Genomic DNA, 24,861 nt, shown 5'->3' with positions numbered 1-24,861 from the left:
CTGTCAGCTAGCCGTCACCCGTCCCTCATGCCCGAGAAGCCACTTCTTCACGTCCAGCCCCCAGCGGTAGCCGCCGAGCGAACCGTCGGTGCGCAGCACCCGGTGGCAGGGCACGAACAGCGCGGCGGCGTTGCGCGCGCAGGCCGCCGCGGCGGCCCGGATCGCGGCCGGTCGCCCGGCCAGCGCGGCGAAGCCGGTGTAGGTGACCGGGTCGCCGGGCTTCACGTCGCGCAGCACCTGCCAGGCGTGCGTCAGGAATGCGCCGCCGGTGTGCTGCTCCACCGCGACCGCGTCGATCGCGGTGAGGTCACCGTCCAGGTAGGCCCGGACGGCGGCGGTCACCGGACCGAGGTCGGCCCGTTCGCGCAGTTCGCCGCGCAGGCTCGGGTGGATCAACGGCATCAGGACGGCCGGGTCGGCGGTGAACCCCGCCGCGCGTACCGCCCCGGTCGGGCCGGCGAGCACGCTCAGCAGGCCGGCGGGGGTGTCGATGACGGTGCTGTCCACAGTGCTCATGCTGCTCTCCAGAGTCGGATGGTCGCGTACGACCGCCAGGGGCGCCAGCGGTCGGCGTACGCGGACAGGGTCTTCGGGTCGTCGGACAGGCCGAGCGCTGCTGCGCCGCGGCGTACGCCCAGGTCGGTGGTGAGCGCGACATCGGGGTCGCCGAGTGCGCGCATGGCCAGGTAGCCGGTGGTCCACGGGCCGATGCCGGGCACCGCGGCCAGGAGCCGGACCGTCTCCTCCCGGTCGCCTCCGGGTTCCAGGTCCAGCTCGCCGTCGGCGACCGCGCGGGCCAGCGCGCGGAGCGTCTCCCGGCGGGCCGCCGGCATCCGGAACGCCGTGTCCGGCGCCGCGAGCACCTCGGCCGGACCGGGGAACGCCACCAGGCCGTCCGCCGGGTCGTCGGCGCCCGCCCCGCTCGCAGTCCGGGTGGCGGAGAGCAGGCGGGTGAGCGTGGTCCGCGCCGAGGCCAGCGAGACCTGCTGGGTGGTGACGGCGCGGACGGCCAGCTCGAAACCGTCGACCGCGTGCGGCAGCCGGACGCCGGGCTCGGCCGCGACGGCTGGGGCCAGCGCCGGGTCGGCGGCCAGTGTGGCGTCCACAGCGACCGGGTCGGCGTCCAGGTCGAGCAGGCGGCGGCAGCGGGCCACCGCGGGAGCCAGGTCACGCATGTCGGCCAGCCGCAGCGTGGCGTCGATGTGGCCGTCGGCGGGGGTCAGCGCGACAGTGGCGGGACCGTGCGGCAGACGCAGCCCCCGGTGGTAGGTGCCGTCGCGGACCACCTCGACGCCGGGCAGCGCGCGCAGCGCGAGGAAGTCCAGCAGCGCGCCCGCGTGCAGCGGCGGCCGGTGTGCCAGCCGCAGCGAGAGCGTGCCCGCCCCGGTGGTCGCCGCCGGGCCACGCCGGCCGGCCCGCAGCTCGGACGGGGTGCCGCCGTAGACCTCGCGGACCGTGTCGTTGAACTGCCGGACGCTGCCGAACCCGGCGGCGAAGGCCACCTCGGCCAGGCCGAGGCCGGTGGTCTCGATCAGGATCCGGGCGGTCTGCGCGCGCTGGGCGCGGGCCAGCGCCAGCGGGCCGGCGCCCAGCTCGGCCCGGAGCATCCGGTGCAGGTGCCGCTCGGTGTAGCCCAGCCGGGTGGCCAGGCCGGGCACCCCGTCCCGGTCCACCACGCCGTCGGCGATCAGCCGCATGGCGCGGCCGACCAGGTCGGCCCGGACGTCCCACTGGGGCGAGCCGGGCGCCGCGTCCGGCCGGCACCGGCGGCACGCCCGCAGCCCGGCTCCCTGGGCGGCGGCGGCGGACGGGAAGAACCGGACGTTCTGCCGCTTCGGCGTCATCGCCGGACAGGACGGCCGGCAGTAGATCCCGGTCGACGTCACACCGGTGTAGAACCAGCCGTCGAACCGCGGGTCGCGGCTGTCGACGGCTCGGTAGCAGCGCTCGAAGTCCAGCTCCATGCCACGATCCTGCCTCGCAGCTCCCGGGCCCGGCTGGCGGGATTCGGACATGACGTGCGGCAGTCGCGCCAGCCCGGGGAAGTGGCGGTGTCCCGCGCCCCGGGACACCGCCACTCCGCCGAGATGGCGTGGATCATGGCCGACGGACCCGAGAAAGTGTCGTAAGTGGTCGGTAGCGTCCCGCCACCAACTCAAGAAGAGGTGCGGGGCATGGCGAGCGTGGCCGGGCGGGGTGTCCGCTGATGCGATCGGGGCGAGCACCGTTGGACGCCGCGGTGGTGGAGGGCTTCTACGAGCGGATGCGGGTGGTGGCGTCGGCCGCGTACGGCGCCATCGAGCGCGACCGGGCCGGTGACCCCGGTCGCCCCTTCGCGGACACCGCCTGCGGGCGGCTGGCCGGCTCCCTCGACCCGGACGGGCTGCGCGCGCTCGGCATGTGGGCGCATCACTGGTGCATGCGCTTCTACGACGACGACACCCGGGTCGGCCTGCGGCTGGTCCGCGAGATCGCCGCCCGTTCCGGCCTGGGCTGGACCGCCGACGAGGTGCGGTGGCTGCTCGACCGGTCGTACGCGGCCGGGCCCGCCGCCGCGCACCGGTTCACTCTGCCGCTCGCGGCCGCGGCGCAGCTACCGGCCGGTGTGCTGCCCGAGGGCGTCGCCGCCGAGGCGTGGCCGGACGACTGGCGTCGGCTACGGGCCGGCTGACCGCGCCGCCACCAGGCCGCCGTCGGACCGCCTGCCCGAAGGCCGGCCGACGCCGCCGCCCTGCCGCCTGCCCGCGGGCCGGCCGACGCCGCCGCCCGGTCACTTGCGCGAAGGCCGGCCGGTGCCGCCGGGCTGTCCGCGTCGCCGCCCGGGTGCGGGCGCGACGGTCGGTCGGGCAACTGGGCCAGCACCATCGCCGCCACGGCCACCGCGAAACCGGTGAGCTGGACCGGGTCCAGCGCCTCGCCGAGCACCATCCAGCCGAGCGCCGCCGCGGTGAGCGGGCTCAACGCGCCGAGCACCGACACGCGGGACACCGGCAGCCGCGCCGCGCCCCGGAACCACAGCGCGTACGCCAGCGCGGTGCCGGCCAGCCCGAGCCACGCGTACCCGAGAAGGGCCGGCCCGTCGGGCACGGGCGGCGCGCCCTCGACGGCGGCGGCTACCGGCACGATCATCAGGCCGCCGGCGACGAGCTGCCAGCTCGTGGCCGCGAGGACGCCCACTCCGGGCGGCCGGCCCCAGCGGCGGGTGAGCACCAGCCCGGCGGCCATCGCCACGGCGCCGGCCAGTCCGGCGGCGACGCCGAGCGGGTCGAGGCCGGCGCCCGGGCGCAGCACCACGAGCGAGACGCCGAGCGGGGCGGCCGCGGCGGCGACCAGCGCCGGCCGGGTGGGGCGGTCGCGGAGCAGCGCGACTGTCAGCACCGCCACCAGCAGCGGCTGCGCGGCGCCGAGGACGGCGGCGGTGCCGCCGGGCAGCCGGTACGCGGCGAGGAACAGCAGCGGGAAGAACACCCCGATGTTCAGCGCGCCGAGCACTGCGGCCCGCCCCCACCAGAGTCCGTGTGGTCGTCGGCGGGTCAGCGCGAGCAGCAGCAGACCGGCCGGGAGAGCGCGGATCGCCCCGGCCCAGAGCGGCCGGTCCGGGGGAAGGAGTTCGGCGGTGACCAGGTAGGTGGTGCCCCAGGTGATGGGTGCGGCGGCGGTGAGTGCGACGTCGGTCCAGCGGCGGTTCATAACGGCCTCTCCTCAGCCCTAAGTATCTTAGCGTTAAGCTAATCAGTCCCGAGCGAAAAGGGGAAGTGGGACGTGCGGCACAATCGGCAGCCGTGACAGGCGACGAGGTGGACGCGATCGTCGAGCAGTGGCGGCGGGAACGGCCAGGTATGCGGCCCGAGCCGATGGCCGTGTTCGGCCGCATCTACCGGCTGGCCCGGCTGGTCGGCGACGGCCAGGAGAAGGTGTACGCGGGCTGGGGCATCGGCCGGGGCGAGTTCGACGTGCTGGCGGCGCTGCGGCGCTCCGGCCCGCCGTACACGCTGGCGCCGAAGGCGCTCGCCGCCTCGCTGATGCTCACCTCCGGCGGCATGACCGGGCGGCTCGACCGCCTGGAACGGGCGGGCCTGGTGCGGCGCTCGCCGGACCCGGCCGACCGGCGGGCGCTGCGCGTCACCCTCACCGACACCGGCCGGCGGGTGGTCGAGGAGTCGGCCGAGGCCGGGCTCGCGGTGCAGCGGCGGATCCTCGACGCGCTGCCGCCCGCCGACCAGGACCGGCTGGCCGATCTGCTGCGCGCGTTGCTCGTGGCGGCCGAGGCCGGGCCCGCGGATCCGGCACAATGATCGGCACCGCCATCGCCCGGAAGGACAACCGTGCCCGCCACCGAACCGACGATCGTCGCCACCAGCATGGGTTTCGCCAGCCGTCGCCGTGGCCCCTGGGACGCGCGGCCCAGCGCCCTGTTCGACCTGATGGCCGAGCTGGCCGGGGCCGGTGACGCGCCCCGCGTCTGCTACCTCGGCCAGGCCACCGGCGACCAGCCGACCGGGTTCACCGTCTTCTACGGCGCCTTCGCCGGCACCCGGTTCCGCGCCTCCCACCTGGCGCTCTACCCGATGCCGAACGTCGAGGACATCCGCGCCCACCTGCTCGCGCAGGACATCATCTGGGTGGGCGGCGGCAGCGTGGCGAACCTCTGCGCGGTCTGGCGGGTGCACGGCCTGCCGGAGATCCTGCACGAGTGCTGGCAGGCCGGCGTGGTGCTCGGCGGGGTCTCCGCCGGCTCGATCTGCTGGCACACCGGCGGCGCCACCGACAGCTACGGCCCGACGCTGCGACCCTTCACCGAAGGGCTGGGCTGGCTCCCCTACGGCAACGGCGTGCACTACGACAGCGAGGAGCAGCGCCGCCCGCTGATGCACCGGCTGGTCGCCGACGGCACGCTGCCGGCGAGCCACTGCACCGACGACGGCGTGGGGCTGATCTACCGGGGCACCCGGCTGGCCGAGGCGGTGGCGGACCGGCCCGGCGTGGCCGCGTACGAGCTGGTCCGCGCCGAGGACGGCACCGCCCGGGAGACCCGGATCGAGCCGCGCCTGCTGTCCGCCGCGTCGGAGTGACCGGCTTCGCGCACCTGCCTGCCCGGCGGTGGCGGCGAGGCGCGTAAGCTGGTTCGTCGTGAGTCTCACCATCGGCATCGTCGGCCTGCCCAACGTGGGCAAGAGCACCCTGTTCAACGCGCTGACCAAGAACGACGTGCTCGCCGCGAACTACCCGTTCGCCACCATCGAGCCGAACGTCGGCGTGGTCGGGCTGCCCGACGAGCGGCTGGCCAAGCTGGCCGAGATCTTCTCCTCGCAGAAGGTGCTGCCGGCGCCCGTCTCGTTCGTCGACATCGCCGGCCTGGTCCGGGGCGCCTCCAAGGGGCAGGGCCGAGGCAACGCGTTCCTCGCCAACATCCGCGACGCCTCGGCGATCTGCCAGGTGGTGCGCGCGTTCTCCGACCCGAACGTGGTGCACGTCGACGGCAAGGTCTCCCCGGCCGACGACATCGAGACGATCAACACCGAGCTGATCCTGGCCGACATCCAGACGCTGGAGAAGGCGCTGCCCCGGCTGGAGAAGGAGGCCAAGCTCCGCAAGGACCGGGCCGCCGCCGTCGAGGCAGCCAAGAAGGCGGTCGAGGTCCTCGACAACGGCGTGACCCTGTACGCGGGCGCGGCCGCCGCGAAGGTCGAGCTGGAACACCTGCGTGAGCTGCACCTGCTCACCACCAAGCCGTTCCTCTACGTCTTCAACGTCGACGAGGCCGAGCTGGGCAACGAGGAGTTCCTCGACGAGCTGCGCGGCCTGGTCGCGCCCGCCGAGGCGATCTTCATGGACGCCAAGATCGAGTCCGAGTTGGTGGACCTGCCCGAGGACGAGGCCCGCGAGCTGCTGGAGTCGATCGGGCAGTCCGAGCCCGGCCTGAACCAGCTCGTCCGGGTGGGCTTCCGGACGCTCGGGCTCCAGACGTACCTGACGGCCGGCCCCAAGGAGGCGCGGGCCTGGACCATCCCGGTCGGCGCGACCGCGCCGGAGGCCGCCGGGGTGATCCACAGCGACTTCCAGCGCGGCTTCATCAAGGCCGAGGTGGTCTCCTACGCCGACCTGGTCGAGGCCGGATCGATGGCGGCGGCCAAGGCCGCCGGCAAGGTCCGGATCGAGGGCAAGGAGTACGTCATGCAGGACGGCGACGTGGTGGAGTTCCGCTTCAACGTCTGACGGCGGAAGCGCGGCCCTGACTCACCGGGGCCGCTTGTCCTCGACGTGTACGACGTCGAGCTCATGGCCGTCCTGGTCTCGCTTGCGGCGTCCGTACAGACCAATGGCCAGGTCGCTGCTGTCGGAGATCTCGTCGGGCCCCACGTAGGTCAGCACGTCGTTGTGGTGGCCGTAGACCACCCATCCGGGACCGGGATCGAGGGTGATGGTGCCGGGTGATCATCCCCGAGTCGGTGGACCGGCGCTACCGCGAAGCGAGCCCGAGACAGTGAGCGGCCCTCGGTGTGGCCTGACCGATGGTTTCCCGCTGCCGTGTTGGTCTTTACGTCGGGTACCGACGCACGGGAGGCTGACGCATGAGCAAACTGACCTTCGCGATGAACCTGAGCCTGGACGGCTACGTCGCCGCGCCCGGTGACGACCTCGGCTGGAGCACGCCGAGCGACGAGTGGTTCCAGTGGTGGTCCGACCGGGTGGGGACGACAGGCACGGCGCTCTACGGGCGGCGACTGTGGGAGGCGATGAGCTCGCACTGGCCGACCGCCGATCAGCAGCCGGGCGTCACACCGGCGCACGCCGAGTTCGCCCGCCGCTGGCGGGACATGCCGAAGGTGGTGTTCTCCTCGACGACCAGGCCGGTCGACTGGAACACCCGACTGGTCACCGGCGACGCGGTCACCGAGATCGCCAGGCTCAAGGCCGAGGACGGCGGCCCGATGGACATCAGCGGCGCCACCCTCGCCGCGGCGGCCATGCGGGCCGGGTTGATCGACGAGTACGTGCTCGTCACCCATCCGGTCCTGGTCGGTCGCGGTATGCCCTTCTTCACGGCCCTGGACAACTGGGTGAACCTGGCCCTGCGGGAGACCCGGACGTTCCGGGGTGGCGTGCTCCTCAGCAGGTACGAGACCAGGCGCTGAGTGCCCCCTCCACACGGAGACGCGGCGTCACTCCTGCGCGTCGAGGTCGCGCACTGCGAAGCGGAGGTGCTCCCACTCCTCGTCGAAGATGACGTGGAGGCAGTGCAGGACCGGCGCCTCGTGTTCGGGTGACCACGCTGACGGCCGAGGCTCGGCGAGCAGCTCTGGAGTGACACCCGTGAGGAAGTCCCGCACCATGGCCTGCCGCTCGGCCCGCAGGTCGAGCACCTGGGCGAGAGTCGGTCGCGCCGCGGGGAAGATCGACATGTCGAGTCCGTCCGTCTCGTACTCGGCGTGTGGCTGCCCCAGTGGATGGAAGGGCTGCGGCAGGCGCAGGATCGCCTTGCCGAGCCACGCGTCGGTGGCGAACGCGAGATGGCGCAGGGTCTGCGCGAACGACCACTCGCCGTCGACCGAGACGTCGGCGGCTCCGTCGGGCATGGATCGGACCCGGTCGACCGCGGCCGTCCAGGCCCGTTCGAGCGCCGCCCACGCCGCGCGCAGGCCATCGGGATCCTCGGCATGCCTCAGCTCGCGCCCGGGGAACCGCCGGTTGAGTTCGGCCTCGACGAGCGGCACGACGTCGACACCGTTGACCAGCAGCGCGCCGTCGGTGAGCCACGGCGCATCGATGTCGAGCCCGCGCACGTCGACGCCGCGCATCACCGCGCCGGCCAGCGTCGACCTGGTGAAGCGCGCGCCTTGCAGGTTCTTGTCCACGAACGTCGTGAGGTCGCTCTGGTCCACGGCGCACCCCTCCCGTCGGCGACGGCAATGCTAGCGAGCGGGTCCGACAACGACCGCCGACGCGACCGGACGAAGTCGTCGGCCGCTGGGACGCGCCTGTGGCGGCCGACGACCCGCACCGCGCGGGTCGTCGGCCGCCACCCGTGGCTGCGTCAGGCGTTGGCCCGGCGGATGGCCGCCATTCCCCCGAGCGCGGCCACCGCGGCGATCAGGGCGGGCCACCCCACCAGCAGGCTGACCTGGTGCTGGCTGCTCAACCACTGCCAGATGTCGCCGAACCATCCCTGCCAGGTGATCAACGCGACGAGCAGGCCGGTCACCAGGATCAGGGCCGCGCCGGCCCCGAGCAGGCCGTTCATGCCGAACCGGACGTACCAGACGGCGGCGAAGACGGCGAGGAAGTTCAGGAACAGGAACGGCACCGCGTAGACGGCGATCTGCAGCAGCCCGTTGTCGACGTCGATGTACGGGATCCGGAAGAACCGTAGCTGGATCCCGAAGCCGCCGGTGGCGCCCTCGATCAGGTTGAGCAGGTAGAGCAGGATGCCGTAGACGACCGCCTGCACCACGTTGACCAGCACCGTGGCGAGGTAGAAGGTGCGCCGGGTGACGCCCATGCCGAGCGCGAACGGGAACACCTGGCTGATCGAGGCGGCGGCGACGATCGAGCAGACGATGTAGAGGCTGGCCAGACCGCCCGTGGTGTTCTTGCCCGGCGCGGCCTCGTCGATCGAGGCGAAGATCAGCAGGTTGACGCCGAGCGAGATGGCCATGATGCCCCACGGCCAGGCCAGCTGGCCGATCCAGGCGATGGTGTGCATCCGGGCGACGTCGAGGATACGAGTCATCGCGCGTTCGTCCTTTCCGTCGTCAGGCGCACCACGGCCTGCTGGAGCGACACCGGCGCCAGGTCGATGCCGAGCTTCTTGGCGCGCGTCCGTTCGGCGTCGTCGAACGACCCGCGCAGCGTCGCGCGGGCCGCGCCGCCGAGCTGCTCGCGATGCAGCACCCGGTACCCGGCACCGAACTCGTCCACCGCGGCGGCCGGGCCGGACGCCTCCATCACCTCGCCGCGCAGCTCGTCGCTGGGCGCGTCGAGCAGCAGCTTTCCGCGGTCGAGCAGGAGTACGTGCTCGATCAGGTCGGCCACCTCGTCGATGAGGTGTGTGGAGAGCACGACGGTGCGCGGGTTCTCGGCGTAGTCGGCGAGCAGCCGGTCGTAGAAGAGCTGCCGGGCGACCGCGTCGAGACCGAGGTACGGCTCGTCGAAGAAGGTCAGCGGTGCCCGTGCGGCCAGGCCGATCGTCACGCCCAGCGCGGACAGCATGCCGCGGGACAGCTTGCGCACGTTGCGCTTCCGCGGCAGGTCGAAGTCGTCCACCAGGGACTGGGCGAAGTCCTCGTCCCAGTTCGGGAACAGCCGCTTCGCCAGGCTCAGGACGTGCCGGACCTGGTAGGCCGTCGGGTAGGTCTGGCTCTCCTTGATGAAGACCACCCGCGACAGTGCCCGCTCGTTCTCGTACGGGCGCTCGCCGAAGAGCGTGAGGTCGCCGCTGGTGCCGCTGTTCTGGCCGGTGATCAGCTGCATCAGCGTCGTCTTGCCGGCGCCGTTGCGCCCGAGCAGGCCGTAGATCTTGTCACCTGTCAACGTGAAGGTGACGTCGTCGAGAGCGGTCACCTCACCGAACCGTTTCGTGAGGCCGGCTGCCGCCACGACGCTCATCGCTCTTCCTCCCCTGTCTCGATGAGCTTCTTCAGCTCCTCGGTGCCGATGCCCAACTTGCGTGCCTCCTCGATGAGGGGTCGCACGTACTGGTCGGAGAACTCGCGCCGGCGGCGTTCCCGGAGTGTTTCGACGGCCCCCGTTGCCACGAACATTCCGATCCCCCTGCGTTTGTAGAGAATCCCGTCATCGACCAGGCGGTTGATCCCCTTGGCGGCGGTCGCCGGGTTGATCCGGTGGAACGCCGCCAGCTCGTTCGTCGACGGCACCTGGGTCTCCTCCGCGAGCGTCCCGTCGATGATCGAGTTTTCGATCAGCTCCGCGATCTGGACGAAGATCGGCCGCCCGTCATCCATCCCGGTTCTTCGGTTCATTACTCATGTAACTAACCATGGCACCTCGGCGCCAGAACCGTCAAGTGCCTTCGGGTACGCGCCTAGCCCACCAGCCGAAGCCGGTGATCAAGGAGTTCGTGTCACCCAGGCCGCCCCGACCAGACACAAACTCCTTGATCACCGGGGCGAACCGGGGGTGAAGGCGGGGCGGGGAGGAGGTCAGATCTCGGGGCTGCGGCGTTCGATCAGGGTCACGTCTCGCCAGGTGCCGTGGTGGCGGCCCACCCGCTCGCGGGTGCCGACGACGCGGAAGCCGCACGCCGCGTGCAGCGCGAGGCTCGCGGTGTTCTCCGGGAACACGCCGGACTGGATGGTCCAGATCCCGGCCGCCTCGGTGGAGGCGATCAGCGCGTCCAGCAGGGCCCGGCCGACCCCGCGCCCGCGCCCCCGCGGGTGCACGTAGACGGAGTGCTCCACCACGCCGGCGTAGACGCAGCGGTCGGAGACCGCCGAGCAGGCCACCCAGCCGAGCACGTCGCCGGCCTCGTCGAGCGCCACCCAGCGGTGGCCGGGCAGGCGGGTGGCGGTGAAGCGCGTCCAGTCCGGCGGCTCGGTCTCGAACGTGGCGTTGCCCTCGGCGATGCCGAGGCGGTAGATCTCCAGCACGGCGTCGGCGTGCGAGTCGTCCATGGCGGCGACGGTGACTGTCATCGGCCCCTCCTGTCCGGACCCGGCGGTCGTCAGCGTAGTCGCGCGACCGAGGGGCCGGGACGGATGCCCGGCCCCTCGGTCTGAGCGCTACCGCCGCCGGTAGACGGAGATGTGCGAGCGGCTGTCCGCGTCGAACGGCGACCGGTCCCAGTCGGCGTACCGCTCGGTGAGCCGCAACCCGGCCCGCTCCGCCAGCTCGTCGATCTGCTCCGGCCAGGCGTACCGCATGGCGAACGGCTTGAGGTGCACGCCGTGGGCGTCGAACGTGACGGTCTGGCGCACGAACGTCTGCGCCGACCGGTCGTACCGGTGCATGCGGATGGTGGCCGAGTCCTCGGTCACCTCCCGCACCTGGACCTGCTCGTCCCGGTCGAAGTCCGCCGGGTCGGGCACGAAGGTCTCGATGACGAACGCCCCGCCGGGCACGAGCACCCGGGCGACGTTGCGGAAGCACGCCGCCTGGCGCTCCTCCGAGACCAGGTTGAACAGCGTGTTGAACACCAGGAAGACCAGACGGTACGGCCCGGCGACCGGGACGTCCGCCATGTCGCCGACGGTGACGGGCATGTCCGCGCCGCCCGGCTTGGCGCGCAGGTGCGCGACCATCTCGGGGGACGCCTCGACACCCTCCACGGCGATGCCGCGGGCGGCCAGCGGCAGGGCCACCCGGCCGGTGCCCACAGCCAGTTCGAGCACCGGGCCGCCGTCGGCCAGCGGCGCGAGAAAGTCGACGGCCGGGGCCGGGTCGGGATTGCCGGGGCCGTCGTAGGTGGCGGCCCAGAGCCGGCCGAACAGGCCGGGATCGTCGAAGACGGACATCACGCGCCCTCCCGCCGGGTGGACGGAACGCGACGCGGCGCGAGGTCAGTGACCTCCGCCGAAATGGGGTACGACAAGACGAAGCCTCGTTTCGGATGGGATGACGACGGGTCGGCTGGGCTTCGCAGCGTGTGGCATGGCGGTGCTCCCTCCGGTCGGCTTCGAGGCGTTCAGCAGACCAGCGGTCGTGCGGGGGAGACAACCGGATTACGCCCGCAGCGCGTCGTCCACGCCGGTCTCCCGGCGGCCGAGGTGCACCGGGTCACGCCCGGTGAGCACGTCCACGGCGGCCTTCACGCACGCCCCGTACTCCCGGGTGGAGCTGATCCGCCACTGGTCGGCGTACCGGCGGGCGGTGTCGTCGCCGACGCCGACGGCCTCGATGCCGGCGTCCCGGCAGAGCGCCACCGCGCGCGGCAGGTGGAACGACTGGGTGACCACTGTGGCCCGCCGGACCCCGAAGACGCGGTGCGCGCGGACGCACGAGTCGTACGTGTCGAACCCGGCGTGGTCCAGCACCGTCTTCTCGGCCGGTACGCCCCGCTCGACGAGCCAGCGCCGCATCGCGTCCGGCTCGTCGTAGTCCCAGTCCATGTGGTCGCCGGACAGCAGGAGCACCTCGACCTTGCCGGCGGCGTACAACTGGCGGGCGATCTCCAGCCGGCCGGCGAGGAACGGCGCCGGCGTGCCGTCCGGCTCCACCTTGGTGCCCAGCACCAGGGCCACCGGCGTCTCGGGCACGTCCGCGGCGGCGAACACGCGACCCTCGGCGGCGTGGCGGACCCAGGTCACGCTGGCGATCGTGGCGGCGCCCAGCAGCACCACGGCGGCCGTGGCGAGCACCAGGAGACGGCGGAGCAGGCGTACGGCCCGCCGATGGTCGCCCCGCCAGGCCCGCCACCGCGCCGTCAGCCCTCGCATGGCGGCGATTGTGCCAGGCGGGTCAGGAGATGTGGTGCAGGATCACGTTGTGCACGTGGTGGCTCTTCTGTGCGCCCCGGAACTCGACCTCGTAGGTGTGCGTGCCGACGTGCACGGCGATCGACCCGGTGGAGAAGAACGAGCCACCCCAGGACTTGTTGCTCACCACGCTCACGCTGGTGATCTTCGAGTACGGGATGCTGGTGATCGCGTACCGCTTGCCGACGAAGGAGCGGTCCTGAATGATCACCCGCCGGTCGGTCAGGCCGATGAAGCCGGTGCCGGTGCCCACCGCGTCGTAGACGGCGATGATCTGCTCACCGGGCAGCAACCCGCTCTGGATCTGCTGGAACTGTTCCTTGCGGTCGTACGTGGGGCCAGACATGCACCCGAGGGTAGGCGGGGCGTGCCAGCCGGTCAGGGCTCGGTGACCGCGCGGACCGCGTCCTCGATGCGTGCGGCCAGCAGCACCTCACCCTCGGTGAGCGGCTCGCCGTCGCCGTGTCCGAGCCTGATCTGGGTACGGTCGGCCCGGCGGCTGATCTCGGGGCGCAGCCGCAGCGCGTCGGCAACCACCGCCACCCGCTCGGTGAGCGCGGCGTGCTGGGTGTCGTCGAGGACGATGGTGCGGCGGATCTGTTCGCCCTCGCGCGTCCATCCGGACAGTAGGGCCAGTGCGTCGCTGAGATAGTCGTGCTTCGCCCGGCCGCTGAACAGCACGCGCATCACCGCACCTCCCAGGCGTCGTTGCCGGCTTGTGGCCAAATCGTCGCCATCCCGTGTCCCAGTCGACGCCCTCTAGTCTCTCGCCACTCAGATGGTGTGTCCACGCCCACACTTCCGTGTTCTGTTGACCTGACGGCCGACGCAGCTACCCAAACCGCCGATTGATCTGGCACGCTGGTGGCCCGTGCGGACCGAACGGGTTAGCGGAAGCGGGCAGGCCGACCGGCGGGAGCCGAGGGTGGTCGTCGGGGCGGCGATCATCGAGGGTGGCCGGGTGCTGGCATGCGAGCGCTCCGCGCCTCCCGAGGTGGCGGGGCGCTGGGAGTTCCCGGGCGGAAAGGTCGAGCCGGGCGAGGCCGAGACCGACGCGCTGGCCCGGGAGTGCATCGAGGAGCTGGGCGTACGGGTGGCGGTCGGCGCGCGCGTCGGCCGGGACGTACGGATGGCGCACGGCCGGTCCGTGCTGCGCGTCTACGCCGCCCGCCTGCTGCACGGCGACGAGCCCAAGGCGCTGGAGCACGCCGCGCTGCGCTGGCTGTCCGCCGCCGAGCTGGACAGCGTCGACTGGCTGCCGGCCGACGTGCCGATCGTGGCCGCGCTTCGCCCCCTGCTCGACACCCCCTGAACGACCGCGGCGCGAGCCGGGCCGTCCGGTGAACCGGACAGCCCGGCAGAAAAGAGACGAGGGCCCGCGGCTCGTGCCGCCGGCCCCCGTCATCGTCGCGCTGCTGTTCAGTGCTTCGGCTCGTCCTGCTGCGGGTGAGCGAAGTTGAGGTGCTCCGGCGGCAGCGGGAACGTCACGTCGTCGCCGAACGGCGACGGCGCGGCGGCCTTGTTGAACGTCAGCTCGGTCAGCGGCAGCTTGCCGTTGGCGTCCACCGCCGGGGCGGTCGGGTGCGGCACCTCGCGGTGCCAGTTGACGCCCTGCTGGGCCTGACGCTCGGCGGCGCTGTCGTGCGAGCCGCCCGCGTGCGAGTGCACCCCGCCGGCGTGCGAACCGCCGCCGTGCGCGTGCGCCCCGCCGTGCGCCCCTCCGGACGTGACGGCACCACTCGAATGCCCGCTGGTCGCGCTGGTCTGAGGCACCTGACCCCTCCGGAAGATCTTGTTACCGAGCCACACAAGGGGATCGTACCTGCGGTCGACGACCCGTTCCTTCATGGGGATGATCCCGTTGTCGGTGATCTTGATGTGCTCGGGGCAGACCTCGGTGCAGCACTTGGTGATGTTGCAGAATCCGAGTCCCATGTCCGACTGCGCGTACTCCCGGCGGTCGGTGCGCGCGTCGAGCGGGTGCATGTCCAGCTCGGCCGCCCGGATGAAGTACCGGGGGCCGGAGAACGCCGGCTTGTTCTCGTCGTGGTCACGGATCACGTGGCAGACGTTCTGGCACAGGAAGCACTCGATGCACTTGCGGAACTCCTGCGAGCGCTCGACGTCGACCTGCTGCATCCGGTAGTCGCCGGGCGCCACGTCGGCCGGCGGCGCGAACGCCGGGGTCTCCCGGGCCTTCTCGTAGTTGAACGAGACGTCGGTGACCAGGTCCCGGATCACCGGGAAGGTGCGCAACGGGGTGACAGTGACGGTCTCGGACTCCTCGAACGTCGACATCCGCGTCATGCAGCCCAGCCGCGGCTTGCCGTTGATCTCCATGGAGCAGGAGCCGCACTTGCCGGCCTTGCAGTTCCACCGGCACGCCAGGTCCGGGGCCTCGGTGGCCTGGAGGCGGTGGATCACGTCGAGGACCACCTCGCCCTCGTTCACCTCGACCGCGTAGTCCTTCAGGTCGCCGCCGGTCTCGTCGCCCCGCCAGATGCGGAACTGGCGCTTACTTCCCATCAGTTGTTCGCCTCCTCGGTGAGGGCGTCGAACTCGGCGAGTTCCTCGTCGGTCAGGTACTTGGCCAGCTCGGCCCGGTCGAACAGCCCGACCAGCTCCGGCCGCATCTTCGGCAGCGGCTTGTGGGTCAGCCGGACCGTGTCCCCGTCCAGCGAGCAGACCAGGTTGACCCGCCGCCACTTCGGGTCCATCGCCGGGTAGTCCTCCCGGGTGTGCCCGCCGCGTGACTCCTGCCGCTCCAGCGCCGCCATCGCGGTGCACTCCGACACCACGAGCATGTTGCGCAGGTCCAGCGCCAGGTGCCAGCCCGGGTTGTAGCGCCGGCCGCCGGCCGCGCTCACCTTCGCCACCCGCTCCCGCAGCTCGGCCAGTCTGCGCATGGCGTCGGCGAGCTCGCCCTCGCGCCGGATGATCCCGACCAGGTCGCCCATGACCACCTGGAGGTCCTGCTGGAGCTGGTACGGGCTCTCCCCGGTGTCCCGCTGCAACGGCGCCAGCGCCGTCTCCACGGCGGCCTCCACCGCCGCCACCGACACCGCCGGGCGGGTGGTGAGCTGATCGGTGTACGTGGCGGCGTGCCCGCCCGCGCGCTTGCCGAAGACCAGCAGGTCGGACAGGGAGTTGCCGCCGAGCCGGTTGGAGCCGTGCATGCCGCCGGACACCTCACCGGCGGCGTAGAGCCCGCGCACCGTGCCGTACGCCGCGCCGGAGTCCGGGTCCACCTCGACGCCGCCCATCACGTAGTGACAGGTCGGGCCGACCTCCATCGGCTCCTTGGTGATGTCGACGTCGGCCAGTTCCTTGAACTGGTGGTACATCGACGGGAGGCGGCGGCGGATCTCGTCGGCCGACTTACGGGAGGCGATGTCCAGGTAGACGCCGCCGGCCGGCGTACCCCGGCCTTCCTTGACCTCGCTGTTGATGGCGCGGGCGACCTCGTCGCGGGGCAGCAGCTCCGGCGGGCGCCGGTTGTTGTCCGGGTCGGTGTACCAGCGGTCCGCCTCCTCCTCGGTCTCCGCGTACTGCTTGCGGAACACGTCCGGGACGTAGTCGAACATGAACCGCTTGCCCTCGGAGTTCTTCAGCACGCCGCCGTCACCGCGCACCGACTCGGTGACCAGGATGCCCTTCACCGAGGGCGGCCAGACCATGCCGGTCGGGTGGAACTGGAGGAACTCCATGTTGATCAGCGTGGCCCCGGCGCGTAGCGCCAGCGCGTGGCCGTCGCCGGTGTACTCCCACGAGTTCGAGGTGACCTTGTAGGACCGTCCGACGCCGCCGGTGGCCAGCACCACCGCGGGCGCCTCGAACAGGACGAACTCGCCGGACTCGCGGTAGTAGCCGAACGCGCCGGCGACGCGGTCGCCGTCGAGCAGCAGCTCGGTGATAGTGGTCTCGGAGAAGACCCGGATCCGCGCGTCGTAGCTGCCGAACTCCTGCTTGTCCTCCTGCTGGAGCGAGACGATCTTCTGCTGGAGCGTGCGGATCAGCTCCAGGCCGGTCCGGTCGCCGACGTGCGCCAGGCGCGGGTACTCGTGGCCACCGAAGTTGCGCTGCGAGATCTTCCCGTCCTTGGTGCGGTCGAACAGCGCGCCGTACGTCTCCAGCTCCCAGATCCGCTGCGGCGCCTCCTTGGCGTGCAGCTCGGCCATCCGGAAGTTGTTGAGGAACTTGCCGCCGCGCATGGTGTCCCGGAAGTGCACCTGCCAGTTGTCGCGCGAGTTCACGTTGCCCATCGCGGCGGCGGCGCCGCCCTCGGCCATCACCGTGTGCGCCTTGCCGAACAGCGACTTCGAGATGATCGCGGTCTTCTTGCCGGCCAGCCGGGCCTCGATCGCCGCGCGCAGGCCGGCGCCACCGGCCCCGATCACGACGACGTCGTAGTGGTGTCGTTCGATTCGCGTCTCAGTCATGTCCAGGCTCTCAGTTGATGAACCGCAGGTCGTTGATCCAGCCGGCGGCGACCGCCATCACGTAGAAGTCGGTGAGTGCCAGGGTGCCGAGGGTGATCCAGGCGAGCTGCATGTGCCGGACGTTCAACCAGGACACCCCGGTCCACGCCTTGTAGCGCATCGGGTGCTTGGAGAAGTGCTTGAGCCGCCCGCCGATGATGTGCCGGCAGGAGTGGCAGGAGATCGTGTACGCCCACAGCATCACCACGTTGCCGATCAGGATGATGTTGCCCAGGCCGAAGCCGAAGCCCTCGGGGGAGTGGAAGGCCAGGACCGCGTCCCAGGTGTTGATCAGCGAGATGATCGCGGCGGCGTAGAAGAAGTAGCGGTGCAGGTTCTGCCCGAGCAGCGGGAACCGCGTCTCGCCGCTGTACGACTGGTGCCCGTCCGGCACCGCGCAGGCCGGCGGAGACAGCCAGAACGACCGGTAGTACGCCTTGCGGTAGTAGTAGCAGGTCAGGCGGAACAGCAGCAGGAACGGCAGGGTGAGCGCCGCGTCCGGGATGATCCACCAGCCGGGCAGGAACTGGCCGAAGTGCGAGGAGCCCTCGACACAGCGGTCGGTGACGCAGGGGGAGTAGAACGGCGTCAGGTAGTGGTACTGCTCCACCCAGTACCACTTGTGCATGAAGACCCGGACCGTCGCGTAGATGACCCACGCGCTGAGTCCCACCACTGTGATCAGCGGGGCGATCCACCATCTGTCGGTCCGCAACGTCTTCGCCGCGATTGCGGCGCGTGCCCGCCCTCCCCGCGGCTGCGGTCTCGGCGTCCTGGCCGACGTAGTTGTCATTCGAGTCATCTCCCTGACGTCACTGTCACGTCCTGCGCACGCGCGAGGCCACACCGGCGAACCGGTGCGGCTAAGTGACACACGTTACGCCGATCTTCACGGCCCGGCCGCGCAACGCAGTGTCCCGTGTGTCCCGCAGCTTGGAAAGAGTCAGTTCATGATCAATGTGGCGGGTCGATCGAACGGTGCGCCGACCGGTGGCGTGGCGCGCCCGGCGGCGCACCGGGTCACCCGGACGCGCCGCCGGTGAAGTGCCAGGAGGACAGCCGGAGCGCCGGACCCTCGTACCAGGACCCGTCGACGCGGCCCGGCTGGCGGACCGCCGTCCGGCCCAGGCCGAGCACCCGGCCCGGCCCCAGCGCCCGGGGGTACGACTCGGTGAACCTGAAGTCGCGTACCGCCCGGGTCGGCACGCCGTCCTCGACCAGCCACACCCCGTTGCGGGTCAGCCCGGTGATCACCAGTTGCTTCGGGTCCAGCACCCGCGTGTACCAGAAGTCGCTCACCAGCAGCCCGCGCCGCATCCCGGCCACCAGCGCGGCGGTGTCCGGGTCGCCCACCGCCCCGGTCACGCCCGCGCTCACCGCTCCGGCGGCGACGGCCGCGCCGGCCACGCCCGCGTCGGTCGTGCCCGTCAGCAGGCGGATGTTGTGCGGGATCGGCCCGAACGTCGCGCTGTCCGGCATGCCGTGCCCGGTGGACCCGGTGCCCGCCTCGGCACCGGCACGCCTGTCGTACGCCACCGCGCCGGTGGTGCCGCCCTCGACCAGCGGCAACGCCCGCCTTGGCGTGCCCTCCAGGTCGAACGGCAGCGTGCTCGCGTGCAGTGGGTCGTCCACCAGCGTCACCGAAGGGTCGAACTGTGCCGTGCCCGGCTCGGCGAAGGACTGCCGTTCGGCGTACCGCTTGCCGTTGAAGCCGTACCAGGCCAGGTTGTGCAGCAGGTCGGCCACGGCGGCCGGTTCGAGCACCACCTCGTAGTGCCCGGGCGGCAGCTCGACCGGGTCGGCCGCGGCGCGCGCCTTCGCCGCCGCGCGGGCGCCGAGCGCCGCGCCGTCGAGATCGGCCAGCCGGTCCGCGCAGAGCCGCGCCACCCCGTCGGCGCCGCCGGCACGCGCGATGCCGTCCATCGCCGCCTCGGCCGCCCGGCCCACAGCCGTGTGCCCGGCGGAGTTGGCGAACGCCCCCGACCGGTACGCGGTGCGGCAGTAGCCGGCCGCCTCCAGCCCCTCCACCGCCTCGACGAACGCGCGTACCCGCTCGGCCCTCTCGTCCGGCGAGGCGAACGCGGTGGCCTCGTCCACGGCCGGGCCGGACGGCACGGGCACCGGCGCGGTGAGTCCCGGCCAGGCCGGGTCGGGCGGCGCGAGCCGGGCCGCGGCCCGGGTCCGCTCGACGAGCGCGGCCAGGCCGTCGGCGTCCACCCGGCTGCCGCTGCCGGTCACGGTCCGCCCGTCCACGTGCAACCGCAGATGTACGGCGACGCCGGTCTCGGACACGTTCTGGTGGATGAACGAGTTGGCGAACCGGGTCAGCGCCAGGTCGGAGCGGGTCACCAGCACCTCGGCCTCGGCGGCCGGACCGGCCGTGTGCCGGACCAGGTCCACCACCCCGGCGGCGATCTCCAGTTCGGCGCTCATGCCGGCACTCCGCTTCATGCCCGCACTCCTACCCGGACGCCGCGGAACCGGGCCGGTGCGGCCGGGTGGCCGGTGTGCCCGACCTGCCCGGGCTGCCCCTTCCCGCAGTTGGGCGTGCCCCAGGCGACTGTCTCCGAGGAGAGCATGTCCATCGAGCGCCAGAAGACCGGGCCGATGCCGGTGTAGGTCGGGTTGCGCAGCATCCGCCCCCGGCGGCCCTTCTTCACCTCCCAGCCGACCTCGCAGCCGAACTGGAAGTTGAGCCGCTTGTCGTCGATCGACCAGGACCGGTTGATGTCCATCAGCACCCCGTCGTCGGTGGCCGCGACGATCTCGTCGAGCGTGTGCGGGCCGGGTTCCAGGCCCACGTTCGTCATCCGCACCATCGGCAGCCGCGCCCAGCCGTCCGCCCGTACGCTGCCGCCGTGGTCAAGGCCCGCGACGGCGGCCGAGTCACGGCCGGCGAGCACCCCGACCCACCGCCCCTCGCGGACCGCGTCCCGGGCGACCGCCGGCGAACCCTCGTCGTCGTAGCCGAAGCTGCCCAGCGCACCCGGGATGGTCGGGTCGATCGTCACGTTCATCAGCTCGGAGCCGTAGCGCAGCGAGCCGAGCCGGGCCAGGTCGAGCCAGGACGTGCCGGCGAACGCCGCCTCCCAGCCGAGGATGCGGTCCAGCTCGATGGCGTGCCCGACCGACTCGTGGATCTGCAACGCGAGCTGCTCGCCGCCGAGGATCAGGTCGGTCTCGCCGGCCGGGCAGAGCGGCGCGGTGAGCAGCTCCCGGGACTCCTCGGCGATGCGGGCGGCGTGCGCGGCCAGGTCGAGCGAGGTGACCAGCTCCCAGCCGGTGGTGCCGTACTGCCCGCGGTAGCTCGGGTAGGACCGGCGCTGCGTCTCGCCGTCACCGATGGAGGTGGCCGAGATGCCGCCACCGCACTCCCGGATGCGTTGGTCGATCCGGTGGCCCTCGCTGGAGACGAACCACTTCGAGGTGTCCCAGATCTGGTAGAGCCCCTCGGCCAGGTCGGCACCGTGCTCGCGCATCGTCGCCGTGGCGCGGACCAGCAGGTCGCCCTTGTCCGACAGCGGCACGACGAGCGGGTCGACCGCGCAGTCCGAGGCCCAGGTCGCCACCGTCGCCTCGACCGGCACCAGGTCGATCGGCGGGCCGGGAACCCGCGCGCTCGCGGTGGCGATCGCCGCGGCGCGCCGGCCGGCGTCGCGGGCCGCGGCGTCGGACAGATCGGGTACGGCGTGGAAGCCCCATCCCGATCCGACGAGCGCGCGTACGCCCAGCCCGATGCTCTCGTCCTGGCTCAGCTCCTCGATGTCGCCGTTGCGGGCCGACATCGACTCGTAGCGGCGGTGCATGACCCGGGCGTCCGCGTACCGGGCGCCCGCGTCGAGAGCGGCCTGGACGGCGGCGGTCGCCGCGTCGAACTCGCTCATGCCGGCACTCCGCTGCGCTGCTGACGCTCGCTCATGCCGGCACTCCGCTGCGCTGCGTGCCGGCATGAGGCACCTTCGCGCCGCCCCGATGATTCGCTCGCTGACGCTCGCTCATGCGCCCGACCCTAGGCGAGCGCGCCGACATCCGTCAGGGGACGAGATCCTCCGGCCGGATCGTGGCCCGGACGGGCTCGGCCAGCTCCAGCACGGAACCGGGCTTGGTCACCGACACCTCCCGGTAGTGCCGGCCCTGCCGCCGGTGGAGGTGCAGCGTGCCGGTCTCCTGCTCCACCAGCAGGTACCACTCGATGCCCGCGGCGGCGTAGTAGTGCATCTTGAGCACCTTGTCGGTCGCCGCGTTGCCGGGTGAGATGACCTCGCACACGAGCCGCACGTCCCGCGCCTCGATCATCGGCTCGTCGAAGTCGATCGACTCGGTGACGACCAGGTCGGGAATCGGTATGCGGCCTGGCCGGAGCCGGACGTTCACCGTCTCCAGCAGTTCCAGGCCGGCGTGCTGGGTCGCGGCCTCCAGCAGATTGCCGAGGTTCCGCTGGATTCGCTGGTGCCGCGGAGTCGGTGCCGGTGTCACGTGCAGGCTCCCGTCGAAGAGTTCGACGCGTTGCCGCGTCTCGCCGAGGGCGAGGTACTCCTCGTCGGTCCACGGGCCGTCGTGGCCGAACACCGCCGCGGTCATGGTCGCCTCCACCTCGTGCCGACAGGAATGGTCCCTTCGTCACCGGGACCATGGTCGCACCCCCGGGTGCGACGACGAGGCCGAGATGCCCAATCGTGGCCGTGAATGTCCCAGGTGAGGGGCGTGCGGACGGGAGACCGAGTCGTTACGCTCTCACCGCTGACAGACCGCTCGATGTAGCTTATTTTCGCCTCCAAGGGTTTGCTGTAGGTTCTCTTCATCACCGAAGGGGAGGCGGTCAATGGGCAGGTCGGAGGCGGTGCCGTCCGGGGAGCCGGACCGCCCGGAGGTGCCGGAGCAGCGATCCGGCGACGGGCCCTATCTCCAGGTCAGGGATCTGCGGGTGCGGTTCGACACCGAGGACGGTGTGGTGCGGGCCGTGGACGGGGTGTCGTTCGCGGTCGAGCGGGGCCGCACGCTGGGGATCGTGGGGGAGTCCGGGTCGGGTAAGAGCGTGACGTCGCTGGCGATCCTGGGTCTGCACAACGCGAAGCGGACGGCCATCTCCGGGGAGATCTGGGTGGGTGGGCGTCAGCTGGTCGGGTTGGGTGAGGAGGAGGTGCGGCGGCTGCGGGGCCGGGACATGGCGATGGTTTTCCAGGATCCGTTGTCGGCGTTGCATCCGTATTACTCGGTGGGTCGGCAGATCGCGGAGGCGTATCGGGTGCATCACCCGAGGGCGGGTCGGCGGGAGGCGCGCACGCGGGCGGTGGAGATGTTGGGCCGGGTGGGGATTCCGCAGCCGGGGAAGCGGTTCGATCAGTATCCGCATGAGTTCTCGGGTGGGATGCGGCAGCGGGCGATGATCGCGATGGCGTTGGTGAACGATCCGGATCTGCTGATCGCGGATGAGCCGACGACGGCGTTGGATGTGACGGTGCAGGCGCAGATTCTGGATCTGCTCAGTGATCTGCAGGAGGAGTTCCGGTCGGCGATCGTGTTGATCACCCATGACTTGGGTGTGGTCAGCCAGGTGGCTGATGACGTGTTGGTGATGTATGCGGGTCGGGCGGTGGAGCACGGGAGTGTGGAGCGGGTGTTGCGGGCGCCGCAGCATCCGTACACGTGGGGGTTGTTGTCGAGTGTGCCGTCGTTGCACGGCGACGCGGATGCGGACCTGGTGCCGATCCCGGGTAATCCGCCCAGTCTGATCAACCTGCCGTCGGGGTGCGCGTTTCATCCGCGTTGCCGGTGGGCCGGTGTGAACGGTGACCGGTCCCGCACCGAGGTTCCCGAGCTGGTTCCGGCGGGGGCGGCGGGTCACCTGGTGGCCTGTCACCTGCCGGTCGCCGCGCGGGAGCGGATCTACCGCGACGACATCGCCCAGGTGGGAGTGGCCCGATGAGCACCGAGACCGAGCCGTTGCTGTCGGTGCGGGGCCTGACGAAGCACTTCCCGGTGCGGCAGGGTCTGCGTGCCCGGGGTGCGGTGCGGGCGGTCGACGGCCTGGACTTCGACGTACGGCCCGGCGAGACCCTCGGACTGGTGGGGGAGTCGGGGTGTGGGAAGACCACGACCGGGCGGATGCTGGTGCGCCTGCTGGAACCCACCGCCGGGTCGATCGAGTTCGCGGGGCGGGACATCACCCACGGTGGGCGTCGTGAGTTGCGGGCGTTGCGGCAGGACCTGCAGATCATCTTCCAGGACCCGTACGCGTCGTTGAACCCGCGCCACACGGTCGGGCGGATCGTGGCGATGCCGTTGCAGGTCAACCGGATCACCCCGCCCGGCGGCGTCAAACACCGCGTCCAGGAACTGCTCGAACTCGTCGGGTTGAACCCGGAGCACTACAACAGGTATCCGCACGAGTTCTCCGGCGGGCAACGCCAGCGCATCGGCATCGCCCGCGCCCTCGCCCTCAAACCCAAACTCATCGTGGCCGACGAACCGGTCTCGGCGCTGGACGTGTCGATCCAGGCGCAGGTCATCAACCTGCTACGCGACCTGCAACGCGACCTCGACCTGGCGTTCGTGTTCATCGCCCACGACCTCGCCGTCGTCCGGCACTTCTGCCACCGCGTCGCCGTCATGTACCTCGGCAAGATCGTCGAGATCGGCGACCGCGACACCATCTACACCCGCCCCCAGCACCCCTACACCCGGGCCCTGCTGTCCGCCATCCCCGACGTCACCACCCTCGGACCCGCCGGACGCATCCGCCTCACCGGCGACGTGCCCACCCCACTCAACCCACCGTCGGGCTGCCGCTTCCGTACCCGCTGCTGGAAAGCCACCGACCACTGCGCCACCGAGGAACCGGCGCTGGTCACGCGGGACGGCGGCGGGCAGCTCACCGCCTGCCACTACCCGGAGAGCGGACCGGTCGGCGTGCCGACCGGCGAACCCGTGGAGGTGTCGAAATGAGCCTGTCGCCGGTCGAGGGTGTCGCGCTCGCCGAGATCGAGTCCCCCGGGCAGGAGCCGGACGAGAAGAAGCGGCTCGTCGGCCGCTCACCCGGCCAGCTCGTCTGGGCCCGGCTGCGGCGCGACCGCACCGCCATGGTCAGCGGCATCGTGCTGGCCCTGTTCATCCTGGTGGCGGTGGCAGCGCCGCTGATCCAGCGGCTCTACGGCGTGTCGCCGAACCAGCAGTTCGGTGAGCTGCTGGACGCCACCGGCATGCCGCTGGGCTACGTGGGCGGCGTCAGCGGCGACCACTGGTTCGGGCTGGAACCGGGCCTGGGCCGGGACATCTTCATCCGGATGATCTACGGCATCCGGACGTCGCTGCTGATCGCGCTCGGCGCCGCGCTCGTCACCACGACGATCGGCGTGGTGCTCGGGATCGTCGCCGGCTTCCTGGGCGGGGTGGTCGACTCGGTGATCAGCTGGATCACCGACGTCGCGCTGGCGTTGCCGTTCCTCATCTTCGCGCTCGCCGTGGTGCCGACGTTCTCGCTGCGCTTCTACGGCCCCCGGGACGCGGTGCCGACGTGGTTCGCGGTGACCACGCTGATCGTGGTCTTCGCCGCGTTCGGCTGGACCGGCACGGCCCGGCTCGTCCGCGGGCAGGTGGTCTCGCTGCGCGAGCGGGAGTTCGTGGAGGCGGCGCGGGCCAGCGGCGCCGGGCTCGGGCACATGCTGTTCCGGCAGTTGCTGCCGAACATCTGGGCCCCGATCCTGGTGGCGTTCTCGCTCGCCGTGCCGTCGTACGTCACGGGGGAGGCGGCGCTGTCCTTCCTCGGCGTCGGCCTGCCCGAGTCGGTGCCGAGCTTCGGCCGGATGATCTACCGGAGCATCGACTACCTGCAGACCGACCCGGCGTACGTCTTCTTCCCCGGCATCACCATCTTCGCGCTCGTGCTGGCGTTCAACCTCTTCGGCGACGCGCTGCGCGACGCGCTCGACCCGAAGTCGTCACGGTAAGGGGTT

At 71.7% G+C, this 24,861-nt stretch carries 27 protein-coding genes and 1 pseudogene; 9 read left to right on the top strand and 19 right to left on the bottom strand.

Features of this window, described 5'->3' with window-relative positions; all coding sequences use genetic code 11:
• Positions 1-3: 3 nt before the first annotated feature.
• A complete protein-coding gene (locus ACN27D_RS09180) occupies positions 4-516 on the bottom strand; it encodes a methylated-DNA--[protein]-cysteine S-methyltransferase (RefSeq protein WP_358175548.1) in 513 nt (170 codons plus the stop codon).
• The gene (locus tag ACN27D_RS09175; RefSeq protein ID WP_358175551.1) at positions 513-1,964 is read right to left on the bottom strand and encodes an AlkA N-terminal domain-containing protein; all 1,452 of its coding nucleotides are present in this window, start codon (positions 1,962-1,964) and stop codon (positions 513-515) included. The genes ACN27D_RS09180 and ACN27D_RS09175 overlap by 4 nt, the downstream gene beginning before the upstream one ends.
• 242 nt (positions 1,965-2,206) lie before the next feature.
• Here ACN27D_RS09175 and ACN27D_RS09170 point away from each other — a divergent pair, with 242 nt between their 5' ends.
• The gene (locus ACN27D_RS09170) at positions 2,207-2,671 is read left to right on the top strand and encodes a hypothetical protein (protein ID WP_233586042.1); all 465 of its coding nucleotides are present in this window, start codon (positions 2,207-2,209) and stop codon (positions 2,669-2,671) included.
• Between the two features lie 245 nt (positions 2,672-2,916).
• Here the strand turns inward: ACN27D_RS09170 and ACN27D_RS09165 are convergent.
• A pseudogene (locus tag ACN27D_RS09165) lies at positions 2,917-3,690 on the bottom strand (EamA family transporter); the annotation flags it as partial.
• A 92-nt stretch (positions 3,691-3,782) separates the two neighbouring features.
• Between ACN27D_RS09165 and ACN27D_RS09160 the strand changes: the two are divergent.
• From ACN27D_RS09160 to ychF, 3 genes are read left to right on the top strand one after another with little or no spacing between them, the layout of a single operon-like run.
• Entirely contained in the window at positions 3,783-4,295 is a 513-nt protein-coding gene (locus ACN27D_RS09160) for a MarR family winged helix-turn-helix transcriptional regulator (RefSeq protein ID WP_421498914.1), read from the top strand.
• A gap of 30 nt (positions 4,296-4,325) precedes the next feature.
• Complete coding sequence (locus tag ACN27D_RS09155; RefSeq protein WP_358175555.1) at positions 4,326-5,072, top strand: peptidase E; 747 nt, start codon at positions 4,326-4,328, stop codon at positions 5,070-5,072.
• Positions 5,073-5,130: 58 nt separating this feature from the next.
• Positions 5,131-6,216: a redox-regulated ATPase YchF gene (gene ychF, locus ACN27D_RS09150; protein ID WP_252453072.1), complete on the top strand. Its 1,086-nt coding sequence runs from the start codon at positions 5,131-5,133 to the stop codon at positions 6,214-6,216.
• A 21-nt stretch (positions 6,217-6,237) separates the two neighbouring features.
• On the opposite strand, the gene ACN27D_RS09145 is transcribed toward ychF, so the two are convergent.
• Positions 6,238-6,372: a hypothetical protein gene (locus tag ACN27D_RS09145; RefSeq protein ID WP_255498997.1), complete on the bottom strand. Its 135-nt coding sequence runs from the start codon at positions 6,370-6,372 to the stop codon at positions 6,238-6,240.
• Positions 6,373-6,572: 200 nt separating this feature from the next.
• Here ACN27D_RS09145 and ACN27D_RS09140 point away from each other — a divergent pair, with 200 nt between their 5' ends.
• On the top strand, positions 6,573-7,136 hold the full coding sequence (locus ACN27D_RS09140) for a dihydrofolate reductase family protein (protein ID WP_421498913.1): 564 nt from the start codon (positions 6,573-6,575) through the stop codon (positions 7,134-7,136).
• A gap of 27 nt (positions 7,137-7,163) precedes the next feature.
• Here ACN27D_RS09140 and ACN27D_RS09135 read toward each other — a convergent pair whose 3' ends face one another.
• The 9 genes from ACN27D_RS09135 to ACN27D_RS09095 form a co-directional block, all read right to left on the bottom strand.
• The gene (locus ACN27D_RS09135; protein WP_421498912.1) at positions 7,164-7,883 is read right to left on the bottom strand and encodes a DinB family protein; all 720 of its coding nucleotides are present in this window, start codon (positions 7,881-7,883) and stop codon (positions 7,164-7,166) included.
• 152 nt (positions 7,884-8,035) lie between these two features.
• Complete coding sequence (locus ACN27D_RS09130) at positions 8,036-8,731, bottom strand: ABC transporter permease (RefSeq protein ID WP_121685307.1); 696 nt, start codon at positions 8,729-8,731, stop codon at positions 8,036-8,038.
• Complete coding sequence (locus tag ACN27D_RS09125) at positions 8,728-9,606, bottom strand: ATP-binding cassette domain-containing protein (protein WP_121685308.1); 879 nt, start codon at positions 9,604-9,606, stop codon at positions 8,728-8,730. Before ACN27D_RS09125 ends, ACN27D_RS09130 begins: the two co-directional genes overlap by 4 nt.
• Positions 9,603-9,962: a GntR family transcriptional regulator gene (locus ACN27D_RS09120; RefSeq protein WP_120573209.1), complete on the bottom strand. Its 360-nt coding sequence runs from the start codon at positions 9,960-9,962 to the stop codon at positions 9,603-9,605. The genes ACN27D_RS09125 and ACN27D_RS09120 overlap by 4 nt, the downstream gene beginning before the upstream one ends.
• Positions 9,963-10,160: 198 nt before the next feature.
• A complete protein-coding gene (locus ACN27D_RS09115) occupies positions 10,161-10,652 on the bottom strand; it encodes a GNAT family N-acetyltransferase (protein ID WP_252453052.1) in 492 nt (163 codons plus the stop codon).
• Positions 10,653-10,739: 87 nt separating this feature from the next.
• Entirely contained in the window at positions 10,740-11,471 is a 732-nt protein-coding gene (locus ACN27D_RS09110) for a class I SAM-dependent methyltransferase (protein WP_421498911.1), read from the bottom strand.
• Between the two features lie 207 nt (positions 11,472-11,678).
• Positions 11,679-12,392, bottom strand: a complete 714-nt coding sequence (locus ACN27D_RS09105) for a SanA/YdcF family protein (RefSeq protein ID WP_421498910.1) — start codon at positions 12,390-12,392, stop codon at positions 11,679-11,681.
• A gap of 22 nt (positions 12,393-12,414) precedes the next feature.
• Positions 12,415-12,777, bottom strand: coding sequence for a PH domain-containing protein (locus tag ACN27D_RS09100; protein ID WP_013288454.1), 363 nt, complete (start codon positions 12,775-12,777; stop codon positions 12,415-12,417).
• A 32-nt stretch (positions 12,778-12,809) separates the two neighbouring features.
• Positions 12,810-13,118, bottom strand: coding sequence for a 4a-hydroxytetrahydrobiopterin dehydratase (locus ACN27D_RS09095; RefSeq protein ID WP_018784696.1), 309 nt, complete (start codon positions 13,116-13,118; stop codon positions 12,810-12,812).
• 238 nt (positions 13,119-13,356) lie between these two features.
• On the opposite strand from ACN27D_RS09095, the gene ACN27D_RS09090 reads away from it, so the two are divergent.
• Complete coding sequence (locus tag ACN27D_RS09090) at positions 13,357-13,743, top strand: (deoxy)nucleoside triphosphate pyrophosphohydrolase (protein ID WP_421498909.1); 387 nt, start codon at positions 13,357-13,359, stop codon at positions 13,741-13,743.
• Between the two features lie 107 nt (positions 13,744-13,850).
• Here ACN27D_RS09090 and ACN27D_RS09085 read toward each other — a convergent pair whose 3' ends face one another.
• From ACN27D_RS09085 to ACN27D_RS09060, 6 genes are all read right to left on the bottom strand, one after another.
• Positions 13,851-14,957 (bottom strand): succinate dehydrogenase/fumarate reductase iron-sulfur subunit, encoded by a 1,107-nt coding sequence (locus tag ACN27D_RS09085; RefSeq protein ID WP_358175576.1) that lies wholly within the window; start codon positions 14,955-14,957, stop codon positions 13,851-13,853.
• On the bottom strand, positions 14,957-16,870 hold the full coding sequence (locus ACN27D_RS09080) for a fumarate reductase/succinate dehydrogenase flavoprotein subunit (RefSeq protein ID WP_421498908.1): 1,914 nt from the start codon (positions 16,868-16,870) through the stop codon (positions 14,957-14,959). The genes ACN27D_RS09085 and ACN27D_RS09080 overlap by 1 nt, the downstream gene beginning before the upstream one ends.
• Before the next feature lie 10 nt (positions 16,871-16,880).
• Complete coding sequence (locus ACN27D_RS09075) at positions 16,881-17,702, bottom strand: hypothetical protein (RefSeq protein ID WP_121685313.1); 822 nt, start codon at positions 17,700-17,702, stop codon at positions 16,881-16,883.
• Between the two features lie 227 nt (positions 17,703-17,929).
• A complete protein-coding gene (locus ACN27D_RS09070) occupies positions 17,930-19,360 on the bottom strand; it encodes a TldD/PmbA family protein (protein WP_421498907.1) in 1,431 nt (476 codons plus the stop codon).
• Positions 19,357-20,793, bottom strand: coding sequence for a TldD/PmbA family protein (locus ACN27D_RS09065; RefSeq protein ID WP_421498906.1), 1,437 nt, complete (start codon positions 20,791-20,793; stop codon positions 19,357-19,359). The genes ACN27D_RS09070 and ACN27D_RS09065 overlap by 4 nt, the downstream gene beginning before the upstream one ends.
• A 148-nt stretch (positions 20,794-20,941) precedes the next feature.
• Entirely contained in the window at positions 20,942-21,490 is a 549-nt protein-coding gene (locus ACN27D_RS09060; protein WP_421498905.1) for a Uma2 family endonuclease, read from the bottom strand.
• 241 nt (positions 21,491-21,731) lie between these two features.
• Between ACN27D_RS09060 and ACN27D_RS09055 the strand changes: the two genes are divergently transcribed.
• Genes ACN27D_RS09055 through ACN27D_RS09045 form a run of 3 tightly spaced genes read left to right on the top strand, consistent with a single transcriptional unit; the run spans position 21,732 to position 24,855 of the window.
• Positions 21,732-22,835, top strand: a complete 1,104-nt coding sequence (locus ACN27D_RS09055; RefSeq protein ID WP_421498904.1) for an ABC transporter ATP-binding protein — start codon at positions 21,732-21,734, stop codon at positions 22,833-22,835.
• Positions 22,832-23,854, top strand: a complete 1,023-nt coding sequence (locus ACN27D_RS09050) for an ABC transporter ATP-binding protein (protein ID WP_421498903.1) — start codon at positions 22,832-22,834, stop codon at positions 23,852-23,854. The genes ACN27D_RS09055 and ACN27D_RS09050 overlap by 4 nt, the downstream gene beginning before the upstream one ends.
• Positions 23,851-24,855, top strand: a complete 1,005-nt coding sequence (locus ACN27D_RS09045) for an ABC transporter permease (RefSeq protein ID WP_073828805.1) — start codon at positions 23,851-23,853, stop codon at positions 24,853-24,855. Before ACN27D_RS09050 ends, ACN27D_RS09045 begins: the two co-directional genes overlap by 4 nt.
• Positions 24,856-24,861: the final 6 nt, after the last annotated feature.

Source organism: Micromonospora sp. WMMD1274 (genome assembly GCF_049179035.1).
GTDB classification, from domain to species: domain Bacteria; phylum Actinomycetota; class Actinomycetes; order Mycobacteriales; family Micromonosporaceae; genus Micromonospora; species Micromonospora tulbaghiae.
This window is presented reverse-complemented; position numbering and strand designations above follow the sequence as displayed.

What these genes read in the sequence shown, in the direction of transcription:
- ACN27D_RS09180 (WP_358175548.1), bottom strand. Translation starts at nt 516, where the DNA reads ATGAGCACTGTGGACAGCACCGTCATCGACACCCCCGCCGGCCTGCTG.
- ACN27D_RS09175 (WP_358175551.1), bottom strand. Translation starts at nt 1,964, where the DNA reads ATGGAGCTGGACTTCGAGCGCTGCTACCGAGCCGTCGACAGCCGCGAC.
- ACN27D_RS09170 (WP_233586042.1), top strand. Translation starts at nt 2,207, where the DNA reads ATGCGATCGGGGCGAGCACCGTTGGACGCCGCGGTGGTGGAGGGCTTC.
- ACN27D_RS09140 (WP_421498913.1), top strand. Translation starts at nt 6,573, where the DNA reads ATGAGCAAACTGACCTTCGCGATGAACCTGAGCCTGGACGGCTACGTC.
- ACN27D_RS09130 (WP_121685307.1), bottom strand. Translation starts at nt 8,731, where the DNA reads ATGACTCGTATCCTCGACGTCGCCCGGATGCACACCATCGCCTGGATC.
- ACN27D_RS09125 (WP_121685308.1), bottom strand. Translation starts at nt 9,606, where the DNA reads ATGAGCGTCGTGGCGGCAGCCGGCCTCACGAAACGGTTCGGTGAGGTG.
- ACN27D_RS09120 (WP_120573209.1), bottom strand. Translation starts at nt 9,962, where the DNA reads ATGGATGACGGGCGGCCGATCTTCGTCCAGATCGCGGAGCTGATCGAA.
- ACN27D_RS09115 (WP_252453052.1), bottom strand. Translation starts at nt 10,652, where the DNA reads ATGACAGTCACCGTCGCCGCCATGGACGACTCGCACGCCGACGCCGTG.
- ACN27D_RS09110 (WP_421498911.1), bottom strand. Translation starts at nt 11,471, where the DNA reads ATGTCCGTCTTCGACGATCCCGGCCTGTTCGGCCGGCTCTGGGCCGCC.
- ACN27D_RS09105 (WP_421498910.1), bottom strand. Translation starts at nt 12,392, where the DNA reads ATGCGAGGGCTGACGGCGCGGTGGCGGGCCTGGCGGGGCGACCATCGG.
- ACN27D_RS09100 (WP_013288454.1), bottom strand. Translation starts at nt 12,777, where the DNA reads ATGTCTGGCCCCACGTACGACCGCAAGGAACAGTTCCAGCAGATCCAG.
- ACN27D_RS09095 (WP_018784696.1), bottom strand. Translation starts at nt 13,118, where the DNA reads ATGCGCGTGCTGTTCAGCGGCCGGGCGAAGCACGACTATCTCAGCGAC.
- ACN27D_RS09085 (WP_358175576.1), bottom strand. Translation starts at nt 14,957, where the DNA reads ATGGGAAGTAAGCGCCAGTTCCGCATCTGGCGGGGCGACGAGACCGGC.
- ACN27D_RS09080 (WP_421498908.1), bottom strand. Translation starts at nt 16,870, where the DNA reads ATGACTGAGACGCGAATCGAACGACACCACTACGACGTCGTCGTGATC.
- ACN27D_RS09075 (WP_121685313.1), bottom strand. Translation starts at nt 17,702, where the DNA reads ATGACAACTACGTCGGCCAGGACGCCGAGACCGCAGCCGCGGGGAGGG.
- ACN27D_RS09070 (WP_421498907.1), bottom strand. Translation starts at nt 19,360, where the DNA reads ATGAAGCGGAGTGCCGGCATGAGCGCCGAACTGGAGATCGCCGCCGGG.
- ACN27D_RS09065 (WP_421498906.1), bottom strand. Translation starts at nt 20,793, where the DNA reads ATGAGCGAGTTCGACGCGGCGACCGCCGCCGTCCAGGCCGCTCTCGAC.
- ACN27D_RS09060 (WP_421498905.1), bottom strand. Translation starts at nt 21,490, where the DNA reads ATGACCGCGGCGGTGTTCGGCCACGACGGCCCGTGGACCGACGAGGAG.
- ACN27D_RS09055 (WP_421498904.1), top strand. Translation starts at nt 21,732, where the DNA reads ATGGGCAGGTCGGAGGCGGTGCCGTCCGGGGAGCCGGACCGCCCGGAG.
- ACN27D_RS09050 (WP_421498903.1), top strand. Translation starts at nt 22,832, where the DNA reads ATGAGCACCGAGACCGAGCCGTTGCTGTCGGTGCGGGGCCTGACGAAG.
- ACN27D_RS09045 (WP_073828805.1), top strand. Translation starts at nt 23,851, where the DNA reads ATGAGCCTGTCGCCGGTCGAGGGTGTCGCGCTCGCCGAGATCGAGTCC.